The sequence below is a fragment of the Thiomonas sp. FB-Cd genome, assembly GCF_000733775.1.
In the GTDB taxonomy this organism is placed as follows: domain Bacteria; phylum Pseudomonadota; class Gammaproteobacteria; order Burkholderiales; family Burkholderiaceae_C; genus Thiomonas_A.
The window spans coordinates 450,657-476,171 of sequence record NZ_JPOE01000005.1; the positions used below are offsets into that span (position 1 = coordinate 450,657).

General features: G+C 62.7%; 22 protein-coding genes. 13 read left to right on the forward strand and 9 right to left on the reverse strand.

Annotated features, from left to right (window positions below; genetic code table 11):
* Positions 1-108 precede the first annotated feature (108 nt).
* From CD04_RS0115745 to CD04_RS0115755, 3 genes are all read left to right on the forward strand, one after another.
* On the forward strand, positions 109-1,059 hold the full coding sequence (locus CD04_RS0115745; RefSeq protein WP_031408459.1) for a carbohydrate kinase family protein: 951 nt from the start codon (positions 109-111) through the stop codon (positions 1,057-1,059).
* A 386-nt stretch (positions 1,060-1,445) separates the two neighbouring features.
* Positions 1,446-2,690, forward strand: a complete 1,245-nt coding sequence (locus CD04_RS0115750; RefSeq protein WP_031408461.1) for an MFS transporter — start codon at positions 1,446-1,448, stop codon at positions 2,688-2,690.
* Positions 2,691-2,695: 5 nt separating this feature from the next.
* Entirely contained in the window at positions 2,696-3,880 is a 1,185-nt protein-coding gene (locus CD04_RS0115755; protein WP_031408463.1) for an FAD-binding oxidoreductase, read from the forward strand.
* Between the two features lie 42 nt (positions 3,881-3,922).
* Here the strand turns inward: CD04_RS0115755 and CD04_RS0115760 are convergent, their stop codons facing one another.
* From CD04_RS0115760 to CD04_RS0115780, 5 genes are all read right to left on the reverse strand, one after another.
* On the reverse strand, positions 3,923-4,720 hold the full coding sequence (locus CD04_RS0115760; RefSeq protein WP_081858046.1) for an ABC transporter ATP-binding protein: 798 nt from the start codon (positions 4,718-4,720) through the stop codon (positions 3,923-3,925).
* Complete coding sequence (locus tag CD04_RS0115765; protein WP_031408467.1) at positions 4,713-5,915, reverse strand: ABC transporter permease; 1,203 nt, start codon at positions 5,913-5,915, stop codon at positions 4,713-4,715. Before CD04_RS0115765 ends, CD04_RS0115760 begins: the two co-directional genes overlap by 8 nt.
* Positions 5,916-5,937: 22 nt before the next feature.
* The gene (locus CD04_RS0115770; RefSeq protein WP_031408469.1) at positions 5,938-7,167 is read right to left on the reverse strand and encodes an efflux RND transporter periplasmic adaptor subunit; all 1,230 of its coding nucleotides are present in this window, start codon (positions 7,165-7,167) and stop codon (positions 5,938-5,940) included.
* Between the two features lie 76 nt (positions 7,168-7,243).
* The gene (locus tag CD04_RS0115775; RefSeq protein WP_031408471.1) at positions 7,244-8,065 is read right to left on the reverse strand and encodes a class II glutamine amidotransferase; all 822 of its coding nucleotides are present in this window, start codon (positions 8,063-8,065) and stop codon (positions 7,244-7,246) included.
* Positions 8,066-8,085: 20 nt separating this feature from the next.
* Positions 8,086-8,856, reverse strand: a complete 771-nt coding sequence (locus CD04_RS0115780) for an SIMPL domain-containing protein (protein WP_156030309.1) — start codon at positions 8,854-8,856, stop codon at positions 8,086-8,088.
* A 219-nt stretch (positions 8,857-9,075) separates the two neighbouring features.
* On the opposite strand from CD04_RS0115780, the gene CD04_RS0115785 reads away from it, so the two are divergent.
* Positions 9,076-10,554: a Do family serine endopeptidase gene (locus CD04_RS0115785; RefSeq protein ID WP_031408476.1), complete on the forward strand. Its 1,479-nt coding sequence runs from the start codon at positions 9,076-9,078 to the stop codon at positions 10,552-10,554.
* 275 nt (positions 10,555-10,829) lie between these two features.
* Here CD04_RS0115785 and CD04_RS0115790 read toward each other — a convergent pair whose 3' ends face one another.
* Both CD04_RS0115790 and CD04_RS0115795 read right to left on the reverse strand, forming a co-directional pair.
* Positions 10,830-12,539, reverse strand: a complete 1,710-nt coding sequence (locus CD04_RS0115790; protein ID WP_031408478.1) for a DUF5666 domain-containing protein — start codon at positions 12,537-12,539, stop codon at positions 10,830-10,832.
* Complete coding sequence (locus CD04_RS0115795) at positions 12,526-13,410, reverse strand: DUF6502 family protein (protein ID WP_231480663.1); 885 nt, start codon at positions 13,408-13,410, stop codon at positions 12,526-12,528. The genes CD04_RS0115790 and CD04_RS0115795 overlap by 14 nt, the downstream gene beginning before the upstream one ends.
* A 163-nt stretch (positions 13,411-13,573) precedes the next feature.
* On the opposite strand from CD04_RS0115795, the gene CD04_RS0115800 reads away from it, so the two are divergent.
* From CD04_RS0115800 to CD04_RS0115815, 4 genes are all read left to right on the forward strand, one after another.
* Entirely contained in the window at positions 13,574-15,274 is a 1,701-nt protein-coding gene (locus CD04_RS0115800; RefSeq protein ID WP_051849341.1) for a hypothetical protein, read from the forward strand.
* A gap of 412 nt (positions 15,275-15,686) precedes the next feature.
* The gene (locus CD04_RS0115805; protein ID WP_051849342.1) at positions 15,687-16,001 is read left to right on the forward strand and encodes a hypothetical protein; all 315 of its coding nucleotides are present in this window, start codon (positions 15,687-15,689) and stop codon (positions 15,999-16,001) included.
* A 560-nt stretch (positions 16,002-16,561) separates the two neighbouring features.
* The gene (gene ettA / locus CD04_RS0115810; protein WP_031408486.1) at positions 16,562-18,226 is read left to right on the forward strand and encodes an energy-dependent translational throttle protein EttA; all 1,665 of its coding nucleotides are present in this window, start codon (positions 16,562-16,564) and stop codon (positions 18,224-18,226) included.
* 149 nt (positions 18,227-18,375) lie between these two features.
* Entirely contained in the window at positions 18,376-18,651 is a 276-nt protein-coding gene (locus tag CD04_RS0115815; protein ID WP_231480664.1) for a hypothetical protein, read from the forward strand.
* A gap of 12 nt (positions 18,652-18,663) precedes the next feature.
* Here CD04_RS0115815 and CD04_RS0115820 read toward each other — a convergent pair whose 3' ends face one another.
* Positions 18,664-18,945, reverse strand: coding sequence for an acylphosphatase (locus CD04_RS0115820; RefSeq protein ID WP_031408490.1), 282 nt, complete (start codon positions 18,943-18,945; stop codon positions 18,664-18,666).
* Positions 18,946-19,290: 345 nt separating this feature from the next.
* The gene (locus CD04_RS0115825) at positions 19,291-20,025 is read right to left on the reverse strand and encodes a YggS family pyridoxal phosphate-dependent enzyme (RefSeq protein ID WP_031408491.1); all 735 of its coding nucleotides are present in this window, start codon (positions 20,023-20,025) and stop codon (positions 19,291-19,293) included.
* A gap of 136 nt (positions 20,026-20,161) precedes the next feature.
* On the opposite strand from CD04_RS0115825, the gene CD04_RS0115830 reads away from it, so the two are divergent.
* From CD04_RS0115830 to CD04_RS0115850, 5 genes are all read left to right on the forward strand, one after another.
* Entirely contained in the window at positions 20,162-21,208 is a 1,047-nt protein-coding gene (locus tag CD04_RS0115830) for a type IV pilus twitching motility protein PilT (protein WP_031408493.1), read from the forward strand.
* 85 nt (positions 21,209-21,293) lie between these two features.
* Positions 21,294-21,923 (forward strand): cyclic nucleotide-binding domain-containing protein, encoded by a 630-nt coding sequence (locus CD04_RS0115835; protein ID WP_031408496.1) that lies wholly within the window; start codon positions 21,294-21,296, stop codon positions 21,921-21,923.
* A gap of 55 nt (positions 21,924-21,978) precedes the next feature.
* Positions 21,979-23,112 (forward strand): PilT/PilU family type 4a pilus ATPase, encoded by a 1,134-nt coding sequence (locus CD04_RS0115840; protein ID WP_031408497.1) that lies wholly within the window; start codon positions 21,979-21,981, stop codon positions 23,110-23,112.
* Positions 23,113-23,180: 68 nt separating this feature from the next.
* A complete protein-coding gene (locus CD04_RS0115845) occupies positions 23,181-24,314 on the forward strand; it encodes an ABC transporter substrate-binding protein (protein ID WP_031408499.1) in 1,134 nt (377 codons plus the stop codon).
* Between the two features lie 170 nt (positions 24,315-24,484).
* Positions 24,485-25,507: an IS1595 family transposase gene (locus tag CD04_RS0115850; protein WP_051849343.1), complete on the forward strand. Its 1,023-nt coding sequence runs from the start codon at positions 24,485-24,487 to the stop codon at positions 25,505-25,507.
* Positions 25,508-25,515: the final 8 nt, after the last annotated feature.

Sequence of the window (25,515 nt, forward strand, 5' to 3'; positions counted from 1 at the left end):
ATAGCCAGTCGATTCGAACGCCACAAGCCACGTACGCATGCGCACGCACCCTAGCCGCTACAGTGAAGGTTTGCCATTTTCATTCCTTGACTCCTCCGGGCCTTACACATGTCCAGCCTGATCTGCGGCTCCCTCGCCTTTGACACCATCACCGACTTTCCCGGCCGCTTCTCCGAGCACATCCTGCCAGACAAGGTCCACATGCTCAACGTGGCCTTCCTCGTGCCCACGCTACGGCGTGAGTTTGGCGGCTGCGCAGGAAACATTGCCTATGGCATGAAGCTGCTCGGCGGTGAGCCCCGAATCGTCGCAGCGCTTGGTGCGGACGGACTTGACTATGAGGTGCGGCTGGACCGTCTGAACATTTCGCGCGAGCATGTGCACGTCGTACCGACGGCCCACACGGCGCAAGCACACATCATCACCGACCGCGACAACAATCAGATCACGGCGTTCCACCCTGGCGCGATGAGCCATGCGCACGAACAACCCGTGCCAACGAATATCGGTGCCCACATTGGCATCATCGCCCCGGACGGTCGCCAAGCCATGCTCGATCACGCGTCGCAGATGGCAGCATGCGGCATGCCCTTCGTTTTTGATCCCGGTCAGGGCCTGCCCATGTTCGACGGAACCGAGTTGCGCGATTTCATTGAGCAGGCGACCTGGGTCGCGGTGAATGACTACGAGGCTGCAATGCTCGTCGAGCGCACCGGCTGGAGCCTGCATGAGGTCGCCCAACGTGTACACAGCGTCGTGGTCACCAAGGGCGCTTTGGGCTGCGACGTGTATGAACAGGAAAAGCACATACACGTGCCGGGGCTGCAGGCCACCGCCGTCGTCGATCCAACAGGCTGCGGCGACGCATTCCGTGGAGGGCTGCTATGGGCGCTCGAGCAGGGATGGACCATGGCCGATGCCTGCAAATTGGGCAACGTCCTGGGCGCCTGCAAGATTGCCAGCGCCGGACCGCAGAATTACAGCCTCAATCGCGACGAGGCCCTGCGGCGGTTCCAGTCCGAGTACGGCACACCGCCCGCACAACGTCCGATGGATTAACTCGACCACCCGATCGGTTCGAACCCCCATATGGTTTGGTTTGCGGGCATGTCCGCGGCCTGGCCGAAGTGCCACGCCCCACCCGCCCTTTCTTCGCAGCGGCGCGTGCGAGTTGACACGCGGCACATCATGAAACACCGGCGTCGGGCCGCACTTGTGGCTGATGTACAGCGCACTGCCAGGGTTTGCGCGTCTGGGTCGTGTCCACGCAGGCGTGCGCAGCGACAGGCATGAGCGACCCTGCTCATGCCAAGCCGGCGCACGGCCTGGTCAACGTAGAAGCACCACGCTTGTTTTCCCGGCTTGAGCAAGAAAACGAGGGTGGTCGTAAAGTTTTGCCTGGCGCTGCCTCCTTGCAGCGCGCACCGCGCCCCCCCAGCCCCAACATGTCCACTCCGACCTCCGCGCTGGCTAGTCCAGCGTCTGCACCGCACAACACGCGCTACCGCGTATTGGGTGCAATCAGCTTTTCGCACATGCTCAACGACATGATGCAGTCGTTGATGATTGCCATCTACCCGTTGCTCAAGAATGGCCTGCATCTGAATTTTGCGCAGATTGGGCTTATTACCCTGACCTATCAGTGCACAGCCTCAATCCTGCAACCGATGGTGGGCCTGTACACGGACCGCAAACCGCAACCCTACTCACTCTCGGTTGGCATGGGCTTCACCTTCACGGGTCTGCTGCTTCTGTCGCGCGCCAACAGTTTCGCCCACGTCCTCCTGGCGGCCGCCTGCGTGGGTATGGGCTCATCGATCTTCCACCCCGAGTCCTCGCGGGTGGCGCGCATGGCATCGGGCGGCAAACACGGGCTTGCGCAATCCATCTTCCAGGTGGGCGGCAATGCGGGGAGCGCGCTGGGCCCCCTTCTTGCCGCAGCCATCATCATTCCGCATGGGCAGGCCAGCATCGCCTGGTTTTCCGCAGCTGCACTGCTCGCAATGATCGTCCTCGGCTTCGTCGGGCGTTGGTCCAGGCACCAGTTGCGCCCCGGAAAGCGCAAACCAGTGATGGTCACCACCCAGTCTCATCCGCCAGGGGTCGTGCGCAGAACGATGACGGTGCTTCTGGCCCTTGTGTTCTCCAAGTTCTTTTACCTGGCGTCCATCAACACCTATCTCATCTTTTTTCTGCAACATCGCTTCGGCATCAGCGTGCGCGACGGGCAGCTGCACCTGTTCATCTTCCTCGCCGCCGTCGCCACTGGGACCTTGCTTGGCGGGCCCATCGGCGACCGTATTGGCCGCAAACGCGTGATCTGGGCTTCCATTCTCGGTGTGGCGCCCTTCACGCTGGCGCTGCCTTATGCCAGTCTTGAGGTCTCAGCGTTCCTCACTGCCATTATTGGCTTCGTCCTGGCCTCTGCCTTTCCCGCCATGGTCGTGTACGCGCAAGAGCTCATGCCGGGGAAGGTGGGCGCGGTGTCCGGGCTCTTCTTCGGGTTGGCCTTCGGGCTTGGCGGGATCGGTGCTGCGGCGCTTGGGCAACTCGCCGACGTGGTGGGCATCGTCAATGTGTACAAGATCTGCTCCTTCCTTCCACTGATCGGACTGCTTGCAGCGTTCCTGCCCGATCTGCATGTGCCGAGACCGGCACATGCACCGACCGCCGCAACGCCTGAAGGCTGAGCGGCGTGGGTGATCAGCGTCGGGTGGTCATTGCGGGAGGCGGCATTGCCGGGGCATCCCTTGCCTACGTGTTGGCGCAGCGGCAGGGCGTGAGCATCACCCTGCTGGAGCGCGAGGCGCAATGTGGGGCGCATGCGACCGGCCGCTCCGCCGCGCTCTACATGCCCTCCTACGGGCCGCCGGGAATCCGCGCACTGACGATCGGTAGCGGCGCGTTTTACACCACACCTCCGGCAGGCTTCAGCGAACACGCGCTGCTGTCGCCGCGTGGCGCCCTGCATGTGGCTTGGTCGCGGGACGATCCGCTGGTGACCACTGCCGGCGCCAACGAAAAGCTTGATGCAGTGGAGCGTGACGCGCTGGCAAGCGGGGTTCACGTGCAGCGCCTTTCCGCCGCCCAGTGCTTGCGCATGTGCCCAGTGTTGCGAAGCACGGGACCAAGTCACGCTCTGGTAGGCGGCGTCTACGAACCTCACGCCCAGGACATGGACGTCGACGCAATCCTCCAGGGTTTCTTGCGCGGTGCGCGCAAAGCTGGAGCGACCATCGTGACAGGCGCCGAGGTCCTGGCGCTGGAGCGAGCTGCTGATGCATGGCAAGTGCGCACCAGCGCAGGCATCTGGCCCGCCGATGTGCTGGTCAACGCTGCCGGCGCCTGGGCCGACGCGCTGGGACAATGCGCAGGGGCACAGCCCATCGGCCTGCAGCCCAGACGCCGCAGCGCCTTCACCTTCGACGCTCCAGCAGGCATGGACTGCCATGCCTGGCCCTTGGTGATCGGAGTCGACGAGAGCTTTTACTTCAAGCCCTCAGGCGGCGCCCTGCTTGGTTCACCCGCCAATGCAGACGCCGTAGCCCCGCAGGATGTGCAGCCAGAGGAACTGGACATTGCCGCAGGCATCTGGGCCATTGAACAAGCGACCACGCTCACCATACGGCGCCCACGCAGCACCTGGGCTGGCTTGCGGAGCTTTGTCGTCGACGGCGAACCGGTATGCGGCTACGACCCCGGTGTTCCAGCGTTGTTCTGGCTCGCGGGCCAAGGTGGCTACGGCATCCAAAGCGCGCCCGGCCTGGCGCGTGCGGCGGCCGCTCTGCTGTTGGAGGACACGCTGCCCACTGATCTTCAGTCGCACGGCCTGCGACGTGCCATGCTCGACCCGCTGCGGCTGCGCAACACAGAAGCTTAGGCTTGGTGGTGCGCCTGAGGGCCAGGCATTGCGCACGGCAAGTTACACATGCGTTTGCCCGGTTGCCTGATCCGAAACGATATTGCCGTCGACCAGGTTCAGGATCCGGTCACAGCGCTGAGCAAGGCGAGGATCGTGGGTGACGACAAGTACGGCGCACCCGAACTCGCGGTTGAATCGGCGCAACAAGGCAAAGACGTCGTCGGCGCTGTGCGTATCGAGATTGCCCGTGGGCTCATCCGCCAGCACAAGGGGCGGGCGGGTCAGGAGGGCGCGTGCAATCGCGACGCGCTGCTGCTGCCCACCCGAGAGCTCGTTTGGCCGTTTGTGGGCGTGCGCAGCCAAGCCGACGGCATCGAGCAGGGCCAACCCCTGCCGTTCAAGTTCCTCGGTGCGGCGTGCGCCTTGCACCAGCGCAGGCATCAATACATTGTCCAGCACAGGAAAAGCCTGGATCAGATGGTGGAACTGAAACACGAAGCCGATGGATCGCCCACGCAATGCAGTGCGCTCGGCGTCCTCGAGCATGCGCGTGGGAGTTCCCTGCAGATACAGTTCCCCATCGGAGGGCGCGTCGAGCAGGCCGATGACGTTGAGCAGCGTGGTTTTCCCCGAACCCGATGGCCCCACCAGCGCCGCGAATTCGCCGCGCGCAAGCGCGAAACTGATCCCATGCAAAACCTCAGTCTGCAGCGGCGTCCCCACCTGGTAGGACTTGCGCAAAGCGTCCAGACGCAGCACTGGCTGGGCAGGTAATCCTTGCTGTGACGCGTCGACCCGCAAATGTTCCCCAGCGGAGCCAGGACGTCCTTGAGCAGCATCGAATTGACTATCAGACATAGCGAATCGCCACCACCGGATCAAGCCGGGCTGCGCGCATGGCCGGAAGCGCTGCCGCGACCACACCGGCAAACGTGGCCAGAACCACCGATTCGACAACAAGCGCGAAGGGCACAGGAACGTAGAACAGTGTGGGCCCGTAATTGTTGAAGACCCACACCATGCCAACCCCAGCTGCTGAACCGAGTACCGAGCCGGCGAAACCTACCGCGGCGCCTTCGAGCAGGAATACGGCGAGGATGCGCCGTCGCGTTGCCCCCATGGCTCGCAGGATGCCAATCTCGCGCGTACGCTGCACCACACTCACGGCCAGAACGCTGGCGATCCCGAATGCCACCGACAACGCGACGAAAAAGCGAATGAGGCCGCTGGAGAGGGATTGCGAACGAAGCGCGTTGAGCAACTGGCCATTGGTGGTCATCCAGCTTTCGGACTTCAGACCGGTAAGCCTGCTGATGCGCGCGGCGATGGACTCCGCATCGAAGATGTCATGCACGGTCAGATCGATTTCCGTCACGCCCCCGGGCAGGCCCAGAAGCGCCTGCGCTGGCTTGAGGCCCATGTAGAGGTAGCGCTGGTCGAGGTCGCGCACGCCGAGCGAAAAAATGCCCGCAATATCGAACACCTGAGAGCCGCCGGAGGCTCCTTGCACGCGTAGCTTATCGCCCACGCGCAGGCCGAGATCTTGCGCCAGGCGGTTACCGATGAGAATCTGGCTGGCGCCCACCTCAAATCGGCCCTGCACGATGTCCTTGTCGACCGGGATGACCCGCACATATTGCTGCGGCACGATGCCAATCACGGCGACAGCGCGCACGGCAGCGCCACGCTGCGCGAAAGCGGGACCTGTGATGATGGGCGAGGCCGCGGTCACACCGGCAAGGTGCCGCAGCACGTCCAACACGCCTGGCCAGTTGTTGACCGAGCGCAGGCGTTGCGGGCGGGCGTCGGCTGCGCGCAGGTCCACTGTGCCCGAAGGCACGGGCGAGACGAGAGGCTGCAGATCGGGACTGCTCACCACGATGTGTGCTTGCGTGCCCAGGGTGCGCTGCACAATGTTGCCTTGCAGCCCGTCGACCAGCGCGGTGATGAACACGATGACCGCCGCGCCGACTGCGACGCCAACGATGATCAGGATGGTCTGCGCGCGTCCGTCGCGCAGAAAGTTGTAGGCGATACGCCAGGTCAGTCCCATTGGCTGCTTTGCTCGGGGGACGCTAGCGGGAAGCGCCGGCGACTTCGTTGCGCGGGCTGCTGGCCGTATCGATTCCAGAACCTGCGGTGGAGGGCAGCCCCTGCAACGTGGCACGCACGCGCTGGTGTGGCTGCACGCTGCGCTCGGCGATGACCACGTCACCGGCATGCAGACCTTTGGTCACCTCGCTGGCCACCAAGCCCTGAAGGCCAAGAGTGATGTCCTGCGGCTGCGCGCGGCCTGCGCGCAACACTAAAACCTGGGCGTTGTTGCCGCGATGAGCCCTCAGCACGTCATTCGGCACGACCAGCGCTGCTGCGCGCTGGCCGGTGGTGATGTCGCATGAGGTGGTCATGTCCTGCCTCAGCCAGGAGGGTGGCTTTGCGACCGTCAGTCGCAGCTCGATGGTGCCGCTCGTGGTATCCACCGCCGGGGCGATGAATGTGAGCTCAGCACCAAAAGGCCGATTGGGAAAAGCGTCAGTCAGGCATTGCGCGCCCTGGCCAAGCGCCAGGTGCTCGAGGTTCTGTTCATCCACGGGCAGCGACACCTGTGTGGAGCCAGCGCGCGCCAGGGTGAACAGGACTTGTCCAGGCGTGATCGTATCGCCGACCTCCACGTTGCGCGTGAGCACCTGACCGGCCACCTCGGCGCGTATGAAGCTGCGCTGCTGCACTGCATTGGCCGCAGCGAGTGCGGCGCGCAGTTGCATTTCGGCCGCTCCACCCGGTTTGTCGGCATCCCAAGCGGCACGCGCACTGCGCACCTGGGCCTGCGCTGCGGCCAGCGCCTGCTGCGCCTGCTCCAGTGCCTGCTGCGAAACCGCGCCCTGCGCGACCTGCGCACGGGCGCGCGCCTCTTCGCTGCGCGCGAGTTTCTCCACCGATTCGGCGCTCACGAGCGTCTCGTGCGCCTGTGGTCGCGTTTGCCCAATCAACTGCTGCAGCGCGGCCTGGGCCTGATCGCGCTGTGCACGCGCCTGGTCACTGCGCAGTTCCAACAAGACCTTGCCGGGGCGTACCTCGTCACCCCGATCGACCAGGCGCTTGATCACGACCCCCGTGATCTCACTTGCCACGCTGATGCGCGAAGGCGTGATGATGCGGCCTGTGGCGACCACGTCCTGCACCAGCGGACGGCTCGCCACCCGGTAGGCCACGACCTGCGGCCCGCGCCACCAGTCAACCAGCCAAACTGCGGCCAGCACCAGCACAACAACGGCAGCGATCATCCAAAGGAAACGACGAGGCATAGGGGTAGAGCGGAAGGGAAATGCGCGACGGACGCATCATTGTCCGACAAGCGCACAGCAGCGCGCTCCTAAAAGGTCAAGCAAGCCCGCCGGAACGCCTTGCAACCAATCTGCCTTCGCGCAGGGCGACAATTTCGCCTTCGGCAAGGGCCTCCCAGTTGCCATCGCCCAGGGGCACACTGGCCAGCATGATCAAGGGATGATCGCCGGCGTGGCTGCTGCGCACCTGCATGCCCGCCGCTTCCTGAACATGTGATCGCGCCGCCTTGCGACGCAGCAGATGCAATCCGGGCGTGCGAACCACCCCATCGGCCTGGCGACGGCGGTGCGCATGGGCGAACAGCACGTCACCGTCCGTATAGAGAAAATTGGCGGGGCCGATGGGGCGCAAACCCTCGGCGAAGGTCGCCACGACATCGAGCCTCGCCTCGACGCTCGGAATCTCCCTCTGCCACAGAGGCGCAAGCATGCGCAGAAGCTGACAAAACACGTGCTCCGAATCGGTCTGCCCGATGGGCTTCCAACATCCGGGACCGAGCGGCCAGCGCGTCTGGATGTCAGGGAGGTCGCCGTTATGGGCAAACACGTGTCGACGCCCTGCCAACTCGCGCGAGAACGGTTGGGTGTTGGCAAGGGCAACCGGCCCGCGCGATGCGCGACGCACATGCGAGAGCACAAGCGTGCTGTGAAAGTCGTGATCTTCCAGCACGCGCACGAAGGCACTTTGCACCGCGGGCACGGGCTCGCGCAAGACATGGGCCTCGGCACCATCGAAATAGGCGGCGCCCCATCCGTCGGGATTGCCACCGTGGACATGCGCTCCGTGCAGCGCAAACTCGGCAAAGCGAAGTCGAACCCGCGCTGGGCGGGCACTATTGACAGCGAACAGTTCACACATGGCAATGGTCGGATCGGCACTCAGCGCTGCAGTTGCACAGAGCCCTGCACACTCACGGTCAGCGTGTACACACCAGCCTCAATGGGGACAGGCACCTCGGCAGGGCTGGCAGAGACCAGGGCGCGAAACATGGGTCGTGGCGCGGGAGTTAGCCCTTGCAGGTTCCCAATGCTGACGTCGCGCAGGGCGTAGTCCCGGTAACCAAACTCGTGCGCCGTGGCTTGGGCTCGGGCACGAAACTGTGCAATTGCCATTTTCGTGAGCTGCGTTTGTTCACGCGCCTGGAGATCGCCCGAGATCTCCGTACCAGTGCCATCAACTTGCAGGGTCTGCGCGAGCTGTGCGAGCAGGTGACCCAGCGCGACAAAGTCGGCCGATTTGAGGATCAACTGGGCACGTACCGTCCAGCCGTCCTGTTCGCTTTGACCGGAGACCGTCCGGTAGCGCGGCGTGGTCTGAAAACCTCCGGTCTGGACCGCCACCCCCGCTGTGGCATGCGCTGCCTCAACAGCCGCATCCAGCAACCTTGCGACCTCGACGTTGAGGGCTGCAGCGTCGGGACCCTGGCGCACGGCGGCCAGCGTCGCCACGGCGCGGTCGGGCTTGACTTCGCTGCGCGCCACAGCTTCGAGGTGCACGATGCCTGATGGCGCCGCGGGGCAGCACGGTGCAGCCCGCATGGGCGGCGTGGGCAATGATGACTGGGCCTGGCAGGCCAAAGACAGGAACGCAAACGGCACAGCGGCAAGCAGCCGCTGCATCAACGCTTTGGAAATAAAACGCGGCCTCATGTGCCAACTCCAGTGCGAGCAGTGCGTGCCACCATAACGCAGCGAGCTGTCCGGCAGCAAGCTGCAACAGAGAAAGCCGCGGGCGACCGGTGCAGGTCGCCACCGCTCCCAACCCTGAGAATCTGCGCTGCCTGTGAACTTAAGGCAGTCCTAAGCGGAGGAAAGGATCATTCAACACAAGCAAATTCGATCCCATCCGATCCATCCCGGAGGCACACGATGAAATCCAGAAAACTTTGGGCAGCCCTGGTTGCGGCCGGCATCATCGGCTCCAGCGGCTTTATGGCCTACCAGTTCAGCTATGCCGGCATGCCAGCGCATGTGGAGATGAACCACAAGGCGGTGCCCCTGTTCAACAATCCTCCAGCTGCGGCGATGCAGACTGCCGCCGTGGGCGGGCCGAATTTTTCCACGATCGTGAAGGAATTCGGCTCGACGGTGGTGCACATCAATGTGCGCGGCGAAACCAAGGCCACATCGGGGGCCGACATTTCGCAAATACCGCCGCAATTGCGCAATTCCCCGTTTTTCCAGTTCTTTCAGCAGTTTCAGAACCAGCAGCCCCATCAAGTTCCCACCGAGGGTCTGGGCTCGGGCTTCATCATCAGCTCCGACGGGCTCATCCTCACCAACGCCCACGTTGTCAAGGATGCCAAGTCGGTGACGGTGACACTCACCGACCATCGGACCTACAAAGCCAAGGTCCTGGGCTATGACACCAAGACCGATATCGCCGTCGTGAAAATCCCCGCGACCAACCTGCCTACGGTGCGCGTGGGCAATCCGGCCACCCTGCAGGCCGGCGACTGGGTTCTCGCCATCGGTTCGCCCTACGGCTTTTACAACACGGTGACCGCAGGCATCGTGAGCGCGAAGAGCCGATCATTGCCCGACGATGACATGGTGCCGTTTATCCAGACCGACGTGGCGGTCAACCCTGGGAACTCCGGTGGCCCGCTTTTTGACACAAAGGGCGAGGTCGTGGGCATCAATTCGCAAATTTTCACGCAGACCGGAGCGTTCGAAGGCCTGTCGTTCGCCATTCCGATCAATGTGGCCGAAGCCGTGGCCAAGCAGATCATCCAGAACGGCCACGTCGAACATGCCAAGCTGGGCATCGCCGTGCAAACCGTGTCGCAGCAACTCGCCAATTCCTTTGGGCTCCAGACCCCGCGCGGGGCCTTGGTGGCCGATGTATCCAAGGGCAGCCCCGCTGCAAAGGCCGGCATCAAGGCCGGGGACATCATTCTCAGTGTGAATGGCGAACCGGTGAATGACTCGGCGGACCTGCCGATGATGATCGGACTGATGCAGCCCGGCCAACCCGTCAAGCTCGGCGTGTGGAGCGACCACCACGAGAGCACAGTCACAGCCAGGCTGGGCAGCTTCAGCAACAACATGGTGTTGGCCGACGCGAGCACCTCCGAAGGTGGCCATGGCCTGGGTCTACAGGTGCGTCCGCTCAAGCCGACCGAGGAACAGCAAGCTGATGTGCGTCATGGCCTGCTGGTCGAAAACGTATCGGGTCCAGCCGCACAGGCCGGTGTGCAATCCGGTGACATTCTGCTGGCAGTTGACGGCAAGCCTGTGGACAACGTGGAGCAGGTTCGCTCCATCCTCAAGAGTTCGGGCAAAACCGTCGCCTTGCTCATCCAGCGCGGCAACAACCGGATTTTTGTGCCCGTGGAAATGGGCTGATCCCGGTCGGCGCGACACTCAACGGGGCCATTGCACACGCAACAAGAGGGGCCGAAATCCCGTGCGGGAGGGCACTCCCTCCGCGACGGACCTCGGTCAAAGCAGTCTTCAAGCGAGCGGCAGGAAGTTGAGGCGGGCGGGAACGATTCTCGCCCGCCACTTTTTTTCGAGCACGCCAGCGCAGGCTTCGACAAGCCGATGCCCGGATAAGCGCATCCGAAGACGTCCGCCGCCGACACTGGGATGCGAATGTCCGATGATCAGTTATGGAGCACTCACTGCTCGATGCTGATTTCCTGCGCCAGATTCCCGCCGCCCGGCCCATTCGGTTGGGTGAAACTTACTTCGACGCTTTGGCCATCGGCCAATGCGGTTCCCTGCGGCTTGATCGTTGCGCTGCCAATCTGGATCGGCACGTTGTTGTTGACCATGAAACCCGTCGCATTCAGGCCGAAGAGCGTTCCCTTGATTTCCAACGTCGGCGAAGAAGATCCGCCGTCTCCGCCATTTGCGGTGGATGCGGCGAGCCCCGAAAACGACACGCTGTAGGCCGTCAGCCCGCCAGCGGTGTTGGTCGCTTCGATCTCCACGCTTGCGCCATTGATCAGCTGCGACGCTGAGCCATTGCTGTACACCACGTTGGGCGCCAGAATGACGCTCGACGTATGCATTGCGCCCTCGCTTTGCCACGTCAGCGTAAATGTCCCCGCTGCCGCCGCATTGAGGTTGCTCACCGTACCCTGGTAATCCACGGTTTCGCCGTCGCCGGGGTTGGATTGCAGCGCTACGGTGCTGGCTGTCACCACGTTGCCACCGCCGCTAGCGACATTGCCGACGATATCGACAAAGACACCGTTGCTCAAGGATGCGGAGCTCCCGCCGGTAAAGACAACCCCCTGCCCGGAAGCATCGACAGGTACGCCCCGAACCAGGAAGCTGCTCGCGCTGACAAACCCCGTGATCGTGCCGCGCAACTCCACCTGCGAGGGATTGGCTGCGTAGCTTCGAATGCTGCGGGCCTTGACCACGCCGCTTGCGCCGTCGGCCTGCCCCTGCACGACGATATATTCACCCAGCGTCAGCCCTTGCACAGCTGACGCCAAGGATGCAGCGCTGGCATCCACCGGAATGCCGTCCACCTGAAAGCTGGCTCCAGATCGCGCGGAAACGAGCCCGCCCACCTGCACCGCTCCTGTCGTGCCTTGCAGGGTGCGGATACGAATGAGGTCTGCTGCAATCACGCTCCCCGATGGTTGCGCGCGGCTCCACACATTCACCAGCTGGCCGTTGGCAAGTGATGCCTGCGATGGCTCCACCGCGGTCGACGCTCCAACCTGCACGATGGTGCTACCGATCTGGAAGGTTCCTGTTGCTGGATTGAGCTTGGCCACCACCCCGGTGACGCGCACCACTGGATTCGTTGCTGGCAGCTGCTCAATGCGCGTGGCCTGGATATAGCCCTGTCCGCCAGCATCCACTCCATACGATCCGTGCACGCCAACTTGCATGCCGTTGCTCAATCCGGAATATCCGGATAACCCCGTGTAGTACGTCACCGGGCCCGCCGCAGGATTCGCATTGACCCGTACGGCAACGCCATTGACCGTGAAACCTGAGCCGGATGGATCAAAGTTTGCAACCGCCCCCATGAGTTGGGGCTCGATTATCACCGTTGAGGGGTTTCCCTGGCTGTCGAGTTGGACCCGCAGTTGGTCGCCCAGGTCCACGGCTGTCGACGGCGCCTGTGCCGCCTCGCTTTGGTCTGTACCGGCAAAGTAGTTCGGCGTGGCGCTGTTGTAGGACGTTCCATCGACAACCACGCTCCCGAATCCGGTCACCGTACCCATGGAAATCCCGGTTCCGCCCGTGCCCACACCACCGCTGGACGCAAATGTCCCACCCCCGCCGCAGGAGGTCAGCAAAATGCTCAGCAGCAGGGTGCACAGCGCGAGTGCAGCCCCAATCAGAGATCTATAGGTCTTCACGGTGTCCTCCCTGGGCCGCCGTATCGGTGGATGTTGAGTCTTCCGCGGAGTTCTGGGACCAGAAATACGTGCCAAAGCGGATGCGGCAGGTGGCGTCGTTGCGGTGGAGATCGGCATCGTAGCGACGGGTGGCCTCGGCGATCATCGCGCTGCGCGCGTCCGCCCAAAGTTTGCGCGCCAGCGCACCCAGCGCCTCGGCCGACTCCGCCGTGATGCCCTCGGCGAACACGCTTTGCTCCAGGCGCGGCCCCTGCCCCCGCAGGTTGCCCACCGCCGCCCAGGCGTGGTCCGCCAGATTGGCGCTGAACAGCTCCAGAATCTCGCGCGACCCCGGCGGTGGCACGAAACCGTCGCGATGCGGCACGACCATTTCCTGGCCCTTGACCACCTGCACCTGCACGAGCCCCAGCCGCAGCAGATCGCTCAGCACGCTGTACGGGTGCACGTCGCGCGTGACGCTGCGCGCCAGCGTGTCGAACGACGGCTGCGGCCCCAGCCGCGGCAGCGGGCGCGGCCGCTTGCGCCGGTCGCGGTACAGCGGATCCTGCACCCAGCGCGCGAACACCTGCGAGCTGATCGACAGCTCCTGCGCGATGCGGCCCCGCAGGCCGTTCTCGCGCCACTCCCGCACATCCTTGCGGTGCACGCCGCTGAGCGTGCTGAGGGCCGAATCGGTGTCCCTTTGTCCCGTGCGCAGCAACTCCACACGCGCCTGCTCGATGAACACCGGCTTGAGCTCGGCAGCCAGCCGCGTGTAGTCGATGCCCGCAGCCAGCAGCAACTGCACCAGCGGCGCCATCACCGGCGCCAGCGCGCGCAGCGCGTCGTCCGCCGCCGGCATCGGGTGCGCGGGCGTGTCGACAACGGGCAAAGGACTTGGGGGGCGCCCCATGGATCGGTGGATTGGCGAAGAGATGGCAGGAGTATATCGCAAAAAATCTCTTGAATGTTATTTTTTCCCAGCTATTATTGCCCCCAATCCCGCGTCTGCGGGGTGTGCGCTTCCCTCTCGATCCATCCTCTTGGAGTTCGCCATGAAACATCCGACCATCGCCCTGATCCGTCCGTGGACCCTGTTGCCTCTGGCTGCAGCCCTAGCCTTGAGTCTTTCCGCGTGTGGGGGCGGTGGTGGCGGAAGTGTGGGTTCGCTCACAGGCACGCCAACAGCAGGCAAAGCCACTCTCAGCGGTACGGCAATCGACGCGCCGATCGCCGGCGCTTCGATCACGATCACCGCTGGTGCTCCGCTGAACGATACGGGCGCGACAACCGCAGGCACGATCACGGCGGACGGCAACGGGCAGTTCACGATCACCGTCGCCCTGCCTGCCGGCAACGTGCCGATCTTCGCAAATGCTGTGGATCCGGCAAACCCCGGCGTCATCCTTACCAGCTATCTGGGCTCATCAAGCGCGCTCATTGCAGCCGGCACGCTCACGACATCCAATCTCCCCGATCTGGACATCAGCCCTGTGAGCACGGCAGCACTGGCGGTGTATGCGCAGACAAATGGCGGCAGCTATGCGGGCCTGACGCCGACGACTTATGCGTCCACCCTGCAGACGTATCGCAGCGATATCCTGGCCATTGCGGCGGCCATCAAAGCCGTGGGGGACAACCTCTGCACCCCAAGCCCTGTGCCAACCTCGACGACGAATCTCGCGGCAGAGATTGCAGCCGGCTCCAATCTGACCTCAGGCAACTCCTCAACCTACTCCACAACCCTCACCACGGCCGCAACCACTCTGGGCGGCAACTGCCCGACGGTCCTTGCCAGCCTTCCGCAGGAGATGGCAGCCGACCCGGATTTCGCGCCGGAGCTGGACTTGGGTGACGTGATTGATGCAGGGGTTCAAAGCGTGACTCCGGGCACCTATCAACTCCAGGGAGTCATTGCCGAGACGGGGATGACTAACGCAAGCGGCCCCTCAACCTCGCCCAACCCGGCCAGCGTATTCACGGACAACGCCATCACCGTCGACAGCAGTGGCAACGTCACTTCCGCAGACGGTAACGTCACGGGCACGCTCGTGGGCAATCTGATTAACTTGAGTGTCACCGACACTAGCACCAACGGCACACAGAGCTACAACCTGCGGGGCAAGATTGGTTCCATCCCGACCGCGCTGGTCAACGGAGGCCCGTCCTATTCCATTCAAAGTGGCGGAAGGAATACCTCGAACCAGACATTGACAAACTTCGAGGCGGTGCTGGTGCCCGCTGGAGCCGCACCCGTCTGGAATGGCATTGCAGCGCCTGCCAAGCCCCAAATGGATGGCGTATTTTGCTCGGCGGGCGCCTTCCCTGTGCGGCTGGATGCCTTTGGTGCTGTCATCGGCGGCGGCAGCGTGGGCGAGTGCATTACACCCACTGCAACGGGCTGGAACATGATGCCAGCGGGTCCAGGCGCTTCGTTCAACTTCGATGACGTCAAACCCAATCTGAATCCGCCGAGCCTGTCGAATTTGTTGGATCCGACAGCTCCCGCCGTCTGGACTGAGGTCTCAACCCCCGCATCGCCCTTCATCCTGACGGACTCCAATGTAAGTTTCTCGCGTAACGGGGTCACAACACCCGGCACGACGTATTACGTCATGGGCACGCAGGCTGTGGTGTTCGCCAGCGCGAACCGCAACAATTTGCTCAGTTTGCACGACACGCCCCTGACCCGACTCTCCGAGATGGCCACGAATGATGGAGGCGATTCGAGCAGCCAGCAACAGCAGGATCATTGAAACCGGTGTGTGTCCGACTTGATCGTCCCGCGTCCATTGCGGCGAACGTCGGCCTTCTCCAGGCACGATCCTGGCAGAAGATCGAGGGACGGACAGGCGGGCGCCCCAACTGCGTTTGACTCGCGCAGGGGTTCACGGAGCGCCCGGTGAAGGCGCTCCTGACCTTGGCGCGCCGGTGCCTGCATGACCGGGGCCATCGACGCAGGAAATGAAGCTGCCGTGTCAGTCAGCACCACCTGAAGACCCGTTCCTTGATCGGGTCGATGAGCGTGCCGGTCAAGCTTAGTGCCTGCCGCACAGCTAAGGGTGGGATAAGTGGCGCGGAGAATGATTCGTACCAGGCTCAACGCGGCATGGAAATGCGCGAGCACAGCATGGACTGAGGCTGACCACTAAACGGAGTTGAGAAATCATGATGCGTGAAACCATAATCAAAGGTCTATCTGGCGCAGCGTTTGCGCTTGCCCTGCTTCCTGCCGCGCACGCGGATGGCGACCCTTTCTGGTCGCTCGCGGTGGGCGTGCCCGGACTCGTGGCGAATCTTGGCAACGTCTACCCAGTCGCCGCGCAACCGGTATACGTCGCCCCACCGCCTGTGCAGTATGCCCCTGCCCCCGGTTATTACGTGGCCCAGCCATATGCACCGGCGCCGCCTTATTACTATGAGAGACGGCGTCATTGGCACGGCGACCACCACGAAGACCATGGCGACGAGGGCGACCGCTGAGGCCAGCGTTGCGCCTGCTTGAATCGCGCGCCGCAGACATCGCACTGGCACGCGAGGCGCAGTCCAGGTGGCTGACAAGCAGCGCTGGGCGCGCCATGGCTGCCTGCGCGGAACGACGTATCAGGCAGGGTCCTGCATTGCGCCCGGCCAATCCGGCCTGCCTCAGAGCTTGAAAGCACGACTCGATTGCCACGCTCTCGGTGCGTGAGACCCTTTGCAAGCGTCATGCGAGCGACGCAGGCACCCCCATGCGATTTTGTTCCGCCCCGGGTCGGCAGCCAGCCCTCCTCGACCGTTGTGCCATCTCAGCATGCGCACGACCCAATCTTTTCGGGACCGCCTGCTCTTGCCAAGCGTCCCCCGCTTCGTGCAAACGCGCCCAACGCCAGTCAGTGCCCCTGGACATAGCGGGGATTTCATCTCCCACGCATCCAATCCAAGATCACTGGCTTTGCCACGGATGGATCCAGTCCGTTAAGCTGCCACCGTATGGTTGCCCATTGCGCGCTGCGCGTGGTCACCACTCCAACGAAACCCCTTGAAGCAATTTCCTGAGTCACATGGCGCAATACGTCTTCACAATGAACCGCGTCGGCAAGATCGTTCCGCCGAAGCGACAAATTCTCAAAGATATATCCCTATCTTTTTTCCCTGGTGCCAAGATCGGCGTCCTGGGCCTTAACGGGTCGGGCAAGTCCACCCTGCTGCGCATCATGGCTGGGGTGGACAAGGACTTCGAAGGCGAAGCCGTGCCGCTGGCCGGCACGCGCATTGGCTACCTCCCTCAAGAACCGCAGATCGACGCGGGGCTGACTGTGCGCCAGGCCGTCGAGGAAGGGCTTGGCGGTGTGCTCGCCGCCAAGAAGCGGCTGGACGAGGTGTACGCGGCCTATGCTGAACCCGAGGCGGACTTCGACAAGCTGGCCGAGGAGCAAGCGCAACTGGAGGCCATCATTGCCACTGGTGAGGGCGACAATACCGACCTGCAGCTGGAGATCGCCGCCGATGCACTGCGCCTTCCACCCTGGGATTCCCTGATTGGGCCCCTGTCAGGTGGCGAGAAGCGCCGCGTCGCGCTGTGCCGCCTGCTGCTGTCGAAGCCCGACATGCTCTTGCTCGACGAACCGACAAACCACCTCGACGCCGAGAGCGTGGATTGGCTTGAGCAGTATCTGCACCGCTTTCCGGGAACGGTCGTGGCGGTCACGCACGACCGTTACTTCCTCGACAACGCAGCGGAGTGGATTCTGGAACTCGACCGGGGCCATGGCATCCCATTCAAGGGTAATTACACCAATTGGCTTGAGCAGAAAGAGGCCCGCCTGGAACAGGAAGCGCGCAGCGAAGCGGCCCATCTCAAGACCATGAAGCAGGAACTGGAGTGGGTGCGGCAAAACCCCAAGGGCCGCCAAGCCAAGAGCAAGGCGCGCATGACACGCTTTGAAGAGCTGGCTAGCATCGAATACCAGAAGCGCAATGAAACCAATGAGATCTTCATTCCCGTCGCTGACCGTCTGGGCAATGAGGTGATCGAGCTTCGTAACTTGCGCAAGACCCACGGCGACCGCCTGCTCGTCGACGATCTCAGCTTCAAGGTTCCGGCCGGTGCGATCGTCGGCGTGATCGGGCCGAATGGGGCAGGAAAATCCACGCTCTTTCGCATGATTGCCGGCCAGGACAAACCGGATGGCGGGGAAATCGTCGTGGGCCCCACGGTGAAGCTCGTCTATGAGGATCAAAGCCGCGAGGCGCTACCCGGCGATAAGACAGTTTGGGAAGCCTTGTCGGACGGGCACGACATCCTCACGGTGGGCAAATTCCAGATCGCGTCGCGCGCATACGCAGGACGATTCAATTTCAAGGGTGGTGACCAGCAAAAGTTGGTTGGCCAACTCTCGGGGGGTGAGCGCGGGCGCCTGCATTTGGCCAAAACCCTGGTGTCTGGAGGGAACGTTCTTCTCCTAGATGAGCCCTCCAACGACCTCGATGTGGAAACCTTGCGCGCCCTCGAAGACGCACTTCTGGAGTTCGCCGGAAGCGTCATGGTGAGTAGCCACGACCGTTGGTTCTTGGATCGCATCGCCACCCACATCCTGGCTGCCGAGGGCGATTCGCAGTGGACATTCTTTGCCGGCAACTACCAGGAATATGAAGCCGATAAGAAGAAGCGTCTGGGCGAGGAAGGCGCACGACCCCACCGCCTGCGCTTCAAACCCCTGCGCTGACGCTTGGAGCGTGTGCAGCGAGCCCCGTCGGGATGCGCGTGATGCAGCCCGCAAGTGAACCGTGCGCGGACCGCTTGATCGTTGCCTGCCTGTGCGCACAGTGGTGCAGCGTATGCAGGCAATGGAAGGCCGGCTTCGACAATCTCGCCATGCAATTTCCCCAGGCGAGCTGGATCTGGGTGGATGTGGAAGACAAGGTGGAAGTGCTTGGTGATTTCGAACCCGACAACTTCCCCGTGCTGGCCGTGCAGCGGGGGGCTCATCTGGTGTTTTGCGCCACGCTGCCGCAGCAAACAGGAATTTGGCAGCGTCTGATCGAGGAACTTGGGGCGCTCGATCAGACGCAGGCGCTCAAACAGGCTGAGCGCCTGCGCCGCACGAGCGCCGTGCCACTGGATCTTCGGCAGCTCACATCCGGTCTGTGATCGGGCTGTCTCTCAGCCGATCACAAAGCCACGCGGATCGTTCTCGACTTCGACGTCGACCACCGTGACAGCCGTCACTCGGCTGGCCGGCGACCCCTCCCACAGCCATCGGTGGATGTGCTCCACGGCTTGCGGGTCACCACAAGCAAGGACTTCGACGCGCCCATCGGGCAAGTTACGGGCGTAACCGGCAATGCCAAGACCCACCGCCTTGGAACGGGTGTGCGCGCGGAACGAAACCCCTTGCACCCAACCACTGACCACGAAACGCTTGCACACCCCGCCATCGTCCATGCCTACTCCCCCATGCGTTCGGGACTGACACGCCGTCGCTGCTCAAGCTGCGGCCGTGGCACGCTTGCCCAACGGCCGCTCGCCCATGGCATACACGAGACTGAGGGCGCCCCCGCAAGCGCAGCGCCCGCAACAATGATGCTGCCCTTGCCGCGGGACGCCGTGACGATGCATGCATGAACAACGCTTCGGATCACGGCCGACGTCGCTGACCATCGCACCTCGTCCCACCAGGCTCAGCGGCGGATGTGCAAATGGCACCAATTGCGGCCGCATTGAAGGGTAAACCTGGTACCCAGCCCATCAGGTCGTGGGCGCGAGCCTCGCGCAGCGCATGCTGCACCTTCACGTCTTCTCCCTCCCAACGGCCGTGCTGCGTGCGCCGAAAAGGGCTGTGCCTACGCGCACGATCGTCGCGCCCTCGAGCACGGCGGCTTCCAGATCGGCGCTCATGCCCATGGACAGGGTGTCGAGGGCGAAGCCCTGCCGGTTGAGTGCCTCCATCAGTGAATGCAGCTGCGCGAAGGGCGCGCGTTGCGCCTGTATGTCCTCGTTCGGAGCCGGGATGCACATGAGCCCACGCAACCGAAGGTTCGGCAGCGCGCCCACGGCCCTGGCCAAGTCCTCCAAGGCCTGCGGCGGCACACCGCTCTTGCTCGCCTCGCCGCTGACGTTAACCTGCAGGCAGATCTGGAGCGGCGCAAGCACATGACCGTCGCGCTCCACGGGACGCTGGGCCGAAAGCCGCTGAGCCACGTGCAGACGGTCCACACTGTGCACCCAGTCGAACTGTGCCGCCACCTCTCGCGTCTTGTTGCTCTGCAGCGGGCCGATGAAATGCCAGCGAAGCCGCGGATGCCTGGTGCGAAGGGCTGCAATCTTGCCCACGCCCTCCTGGACGTAGTTCTCGCCGAAGTCAAGCTGCCCGCAGGCGGCGAGCGCGGCCACGGCATCGGCCGAACATGTTTTCGAAACCGCCAGGAGGCATATCGAGGCCGAATCCCGCCCGGCAATGGCGGCTGCGCGGGCGATGCGGCTGCGCACATCACGCAAACGATTGGCTGGGGTGGATTGGGTCATGGGCAGGCCGGGCAAGGGAGCAAAGCTTTGATCGTTCCGTGGAAACAACACGCGGCACCACGCGATGGGACAAACCTGCGGTGAGGAGGCAGGCTGGCCCGTAATATAAGGAAATTGCCAATCTTGGGGGATTGCAGTGGACATCACGCAACTGCTGGCTTTCAGCGTGAAAAACAACGCATCGGATTTGCACCTGTCGGCCGGACTGCCGCCGATGATCCGGGTGCATGGAGACGTGCGTCGCATCAACGTTGAACCGCTCGAGCACAAAACCGTGCATGCGATGGTGTACGACATCATGAGCGACGTGCAGCGCAAACATTTCGAGGAATATTTCGAGGTTGATTTTTCGTTCGAAATCCCGGGCCTGGCGCGCTTTCGCGTCAATGCCTTCAACCAAAATCGCGGGGCTGGTGCGGTATTCCGGACCATTCCGAGCAAGATCCTTTCCCTGGAAGACCTCAACGCCCCGAAGATCTTCGGTGACCTGGCCTTGAAGCCTCGCGGTCTCGTTCTTGTGACGGGCCCTACAGGCTCGGGCAAGTCGACCACCCTCGCAGCCATGGTCAATCACCTCAATGAGAATGAGTACGCACACATTCTGACGATCGAGGACCCCATCGAGTTCGTGCATGAATCCAAGAAATGCCTCATCAACCAGCGCGAGGTTGGTCCCCACACCCTGAGTTTTTCCAACGCGTTGCGCTCGGCCTTGCGCGAAGACCCCGACTCCATTTTGGTGGGGGAGATGCGCGACCTGGAAACCATACGTCTGGCTCTCACCGCGTCTGAAACCGGGCACCTCGTGTTCGCCACGCTGCACACATCCTCCGCGCCCAAGACCATCGATCGCATCATCGATGTGTTCCCCGCAGCAGAGAAGGACATGGTGCGCGCCATGCTGTCGGAAGCGCTGGTGGCCGTCATCTCGCAGACGCTTTGCAAGGTCAAGGACGGTTCCGGTCGCGTCGCGGCACACGAGATCATGATTGGCACACCGGCCATCCGCAACCTCATTCGCGAAAACAAGGTTGCCCAGATGTACTCCATGATCCAGACGAGCCAAGCTCACGGGATGCAAACGCTGGATCAAAACCTCGCCGACCTGGTGCGCCGTAACGCCATTTCGGCAACGGAGGCACGCACGAAGGCCAAGCAGCCTGAGAATTTCCCCGGCACGTGATTTCTGCCCCACTAGAAAGCTCGCTTCATTTCCCAACCCACCAGCGCCCACGTTGATTCGGGCCCGTCGTTCGCAACCGACCACCATGAAAAAAGTCTTCGAGATGCTGCGCAGGAGTAAGACCGTCGAGCAAAACGGGGACGAAGGCGCGGAATCCCAGTTTTTCACCACGGGTTTCCAGGACGTGGACGATGCCACAGTACCTGTCGTGCACTGGGCCGAGCGCGCCAAGGCTACTGGCGCGCGCAAGTTGGCGCGTCCGGCGCCGGTCAAGCGTCTGAAGGATCTTTGGAGTCGTGACCGCTTCATGGCTGGACTGACCCCTGACGACTTGGAGAAGTGCGCCCGGTATTTCGAGTTCTACGCCGTCGATGCCAACAAGGACCTGATCGAGCAGAACGAGTACGGCGGCTTCATGCTGGTGATGTTGCACGGCGTCGTGGCCGTGGACCGCCAGCAGCCCTGGGGCGAGCGCCTCCGGTTGACGGAGGTCAGGGCTGGCAACGTGCTGGGTGAAATGTCGCTTCTGGATGCCGGCCCACGCTGGTCCTATTGCACGACGCTGAACCCCACAGAGGTTGCGGTACTCGAAGCAGGGGCGCTCGACACCATGATGGAACAGGATCCGGGCTCCGCGGCGCGCCTGATCGGCTCACTCGCGCGCCGTCTGTCTCTGCGCCTGCGCAAGCTCGGTGCAACCTCGCAACCCGCATGATGCACATCTTTCCACGCCGTCCCGATAAGGCCGCATTTGACCAGGGAGCCATCTGATGGAACGCGACCAAGCATCCAAGTTTGTGCAAGATCTGCTGCGTTTGATGGTCAGCCGCGGCGGCTCCGATTTATTCCTTACGGCCGACTTTCCCCCGGCCATCAAGGTCGACGGTCAAGTCAGCAAGATGTCGGCGCAGCCACTGACGCCGCAGCACACCCAGGCACTGGCGCGAGCCATCATGAACGATCGCCAGTCCTCCGACTTCGAACGCACGAAGGAATGCAACTTCGCGATCGCTCCGGCAGGCATTGGCCGGTTTCGCTGCAACGCGTTCATCCAGCAGGGCAACATCGGCTTGGTGCTTCGCCTGATCCCACAGACTCTGCCGACGATCGAAAGTACCGGCCTGCCCCGCGTGCTTGAGGAACTCGCGATGAGCAAGCGCGGCCTCATCATTTTCGTGGGCGCCACGGGCAGCGGCAAAAGCACCTCAATGGCGGCAATGCTGGATTGGCGCAATGAGCACTCCTATGGCCATATCGTCACGGTCGAGGACCCCATTGAATTCGTCCATGCGCACAAGAACTGCATCGTCACCCAGCGGGAGGTTGGCATCGATACGGACACGTGGGAGGCCGCGCTGAAGAACACCTTGCGCCAGGCACCGGACGTCATCCTGATGGGCGAAATCCGTGACCGCGAAACCATGGATCACGCCGTGGCGTTTGCCGAAACAGGGCACCTCGTCCTGGCCACGCTGCATGCAAACAATGCGAACCAGGCACTGGACCGCATCGTCAACTTCTTCCCCGAAGAGCGCCGCAATCAGTTGCTGATGGATTTGTCACTGAATCTCAGGGCCCTCATTTCCCAACGCCTTCTGCCTCGTCAGGACGGACGCGGTCGCATGGCGGCAGTGGAAATCATGATCAATTCCCCACTGATCGCCGATCACATCTTCAAGGGCGAGGTGGGTGAGATCAAGGATGTGATGAAGCGTTCGCGCGAACTCGGCATGCAGACTTTCGATCAAGCCCTCTTCGACCTTTACGAAGGCGGGCATATCAGCTACGAGGATGCTTTGCGCAATGCCGATTCGGTCAACGATCTGCGTCTGCGCATCAAGCTCGATAGCAAGCGCGACCAGCAGGATCCATCCAGCGGAACCGAACATCTGGCCATCGTCTGAAGTCGCATGGGATCGGCTACAAGCCGACCCGGGCAGACCCTTTTTGTCTTTTCTGATCTGAGGCGTACATGAAATTATTTTGGCCCCTGTTGCTCTGCTTGGGTCTTTGCACCACCGCACAGGCCGGCGATCCCGGCCTGACCGAGTCACAAATCCTGATTGGCCAGTCAGCACCGTTCACGGGGCCCGCTGCGCAGCTCGGCATCCGCCTTCGCATGGGCATCGAGGCCTACTTCAAGGCGGTCAATGCCGAAGGCGGGGTCGATGGCAGGCAGCTCAAGCTCGTGAGCCTGGATGACGGCTACGAGCCGACACGCGCCGTGGCCAACACCAAACAATTCATCGGGGGCGACAACCAGGTGTTTGCCCTGCTTGGCTACGTCGGCACACCCACGACCCTGGCGGCAAAGCCCATCATCGACGCGGCAAAGATCCCGCTTGTGGGTCCATTTACCGGAGCCATGGCGCTGCGCGCGCCTGTGGACCGCTACGTTTTCAACATCCGCGCCAGTTACAACGACGAGACCCGACGGATCGTCGACAACTTTCTGTTCCTCGGCCTGAAAAAGGTCGCCGTCTTCTATCAGGACGATGCGTTCGGCAAGGCGGGCCTGTCCGGTGTTGAAGCTGCGCTCGCAGCGCACGGCCTCAAGCCCGTGGCCACCGGCACGGTGCAGCGCAACACGGTGGATATCGCTGCCGCGCTGAAGTCGATTCTGCCCGCCAAGCCCGATCTCATCGTTGAAGTGGGTACCTATACGGAAGCGGCTGCCTTCATCAAGGCGTCGCGCGCGCAAGGCTACGGTGGACAGTTCGCGAACGTCAGCTTTGTTGGCTCCGAAGCCCTTGCCAAGGCGCTCGGCCCTGAGGGCGATGGGGTGATGATCACCCAGGTTGTGCCCTTCCCTTATTCCGGGGCCACCGCGATCGTGCGTGAGTACCAGGCTCGCATGATGACAGCGGGGCATAAAGACGACTACGACTTCACAAGCCTGGAAGGGTATATTGATGCCAAGGTGCTGGTCCAGGCCCTGCGTAAGGCCGGACATACGCCAACCCGCACCTCCTTCATCGATGCGCTCAACGCCATGAGCGCCGACGATCTGGGCGGCTTCATGGTGCACTTTTCCCCCACTGACCATGCCGGCTCAGCGTATGTGGATGTGACGAGCATCACCAAGAGCGGCACATTCAGGCATTGAACAAATGCCCGCGCATTCCCCTTCCTCGCCCGGCCCGACGCACAGCGTCGCTCAGGCGAAGCCGTCCGGGCAGGAGGAAATCAAGCGGGCGGGTTTCGCTTGTTGTTCCTCGCCAGGCTGGATAAAATAATGGGCTATCCATTTAGCTCCACAAGGCGGACAATGGTCAGATGTTTGATGTCAGCCCCGTAGCTGGTCGCGATTACCCGAAGACTTGGGTGCAATTTGAAGAGTGGTTCGCGACCGAAGACGCGTGTGTTGCCTACCTCGAGAAATTGAGGTGGCCGGGGGGATTTTGCTGCCCTGCATGCGGCGTGATGGACTCACCCGTTCGCGCGAGCCGGCGCCGATTGGTCTGCAGATCCTGTGCGCACCAGAGCAGTGTGACGGCGGGCACCATCTTTGACAAGACCCGCACGCCCCTGCGGGTTTGGTTCGCCGCCGCTTGGCACATCACGAGTCAGAAGCATGGCGTGAGCGCTCTCGGACTGCAGCGGGTGCTTGGCTTGAGCAGCTACCAGACGGCCTGGGCGATGTTGCACCGATTCCGGCGCGCGATGGTCCGCCCGCAACGCGACAAGCTCGCCGGAACGGTTGAAGTTGACGAGGCCTATCTGGCCCTGAGCCGAAACCCCCGCGTGAAGTCTGGCAAGGCGCGCTCCAAGGCGCACAAAACGTCCCATCTGGTCGCCATTGCGGTGGCCGTTGAAGTGCACGATCCCAAGGGCTTTGGCCGCATCCGGATTCACCGCGTGCAGGGTCCAACCATCGGCGCCTTGATCCCGTTCGTGCGCGAAAACGTCATGCCAGGCGCAACGATCCGCACTGACGGATCGGCGATCTACGGGCCACTTCAGGAAGGCGGATTCGCTCATGAACCGCTCGTCCAACTCGGCTCGAAGATCCCTGCGCACGTGTCCTTGCCGGGGGTCCATCGCGTCATTTCGTTGCTCAAACGCTGGTTGCTTGGCACCCATCAGGGAGCCGTCGATCCGCGACACGTGGACTATTACCTCGACGAATTTGCGTTCCGCTTCAACCGACGCTCATCACGATCACGAGGCATGATGTTCTACCGGCTATTGCAGCAATCGGCCGCCACAACGCCGGCGACCTACGTCAACATACGGGACAACGTGCACTCGGAACCGGCCGCCAACCGGTTTGCTCGACCTGTGGAGCTAAATGGATAGCCCATATA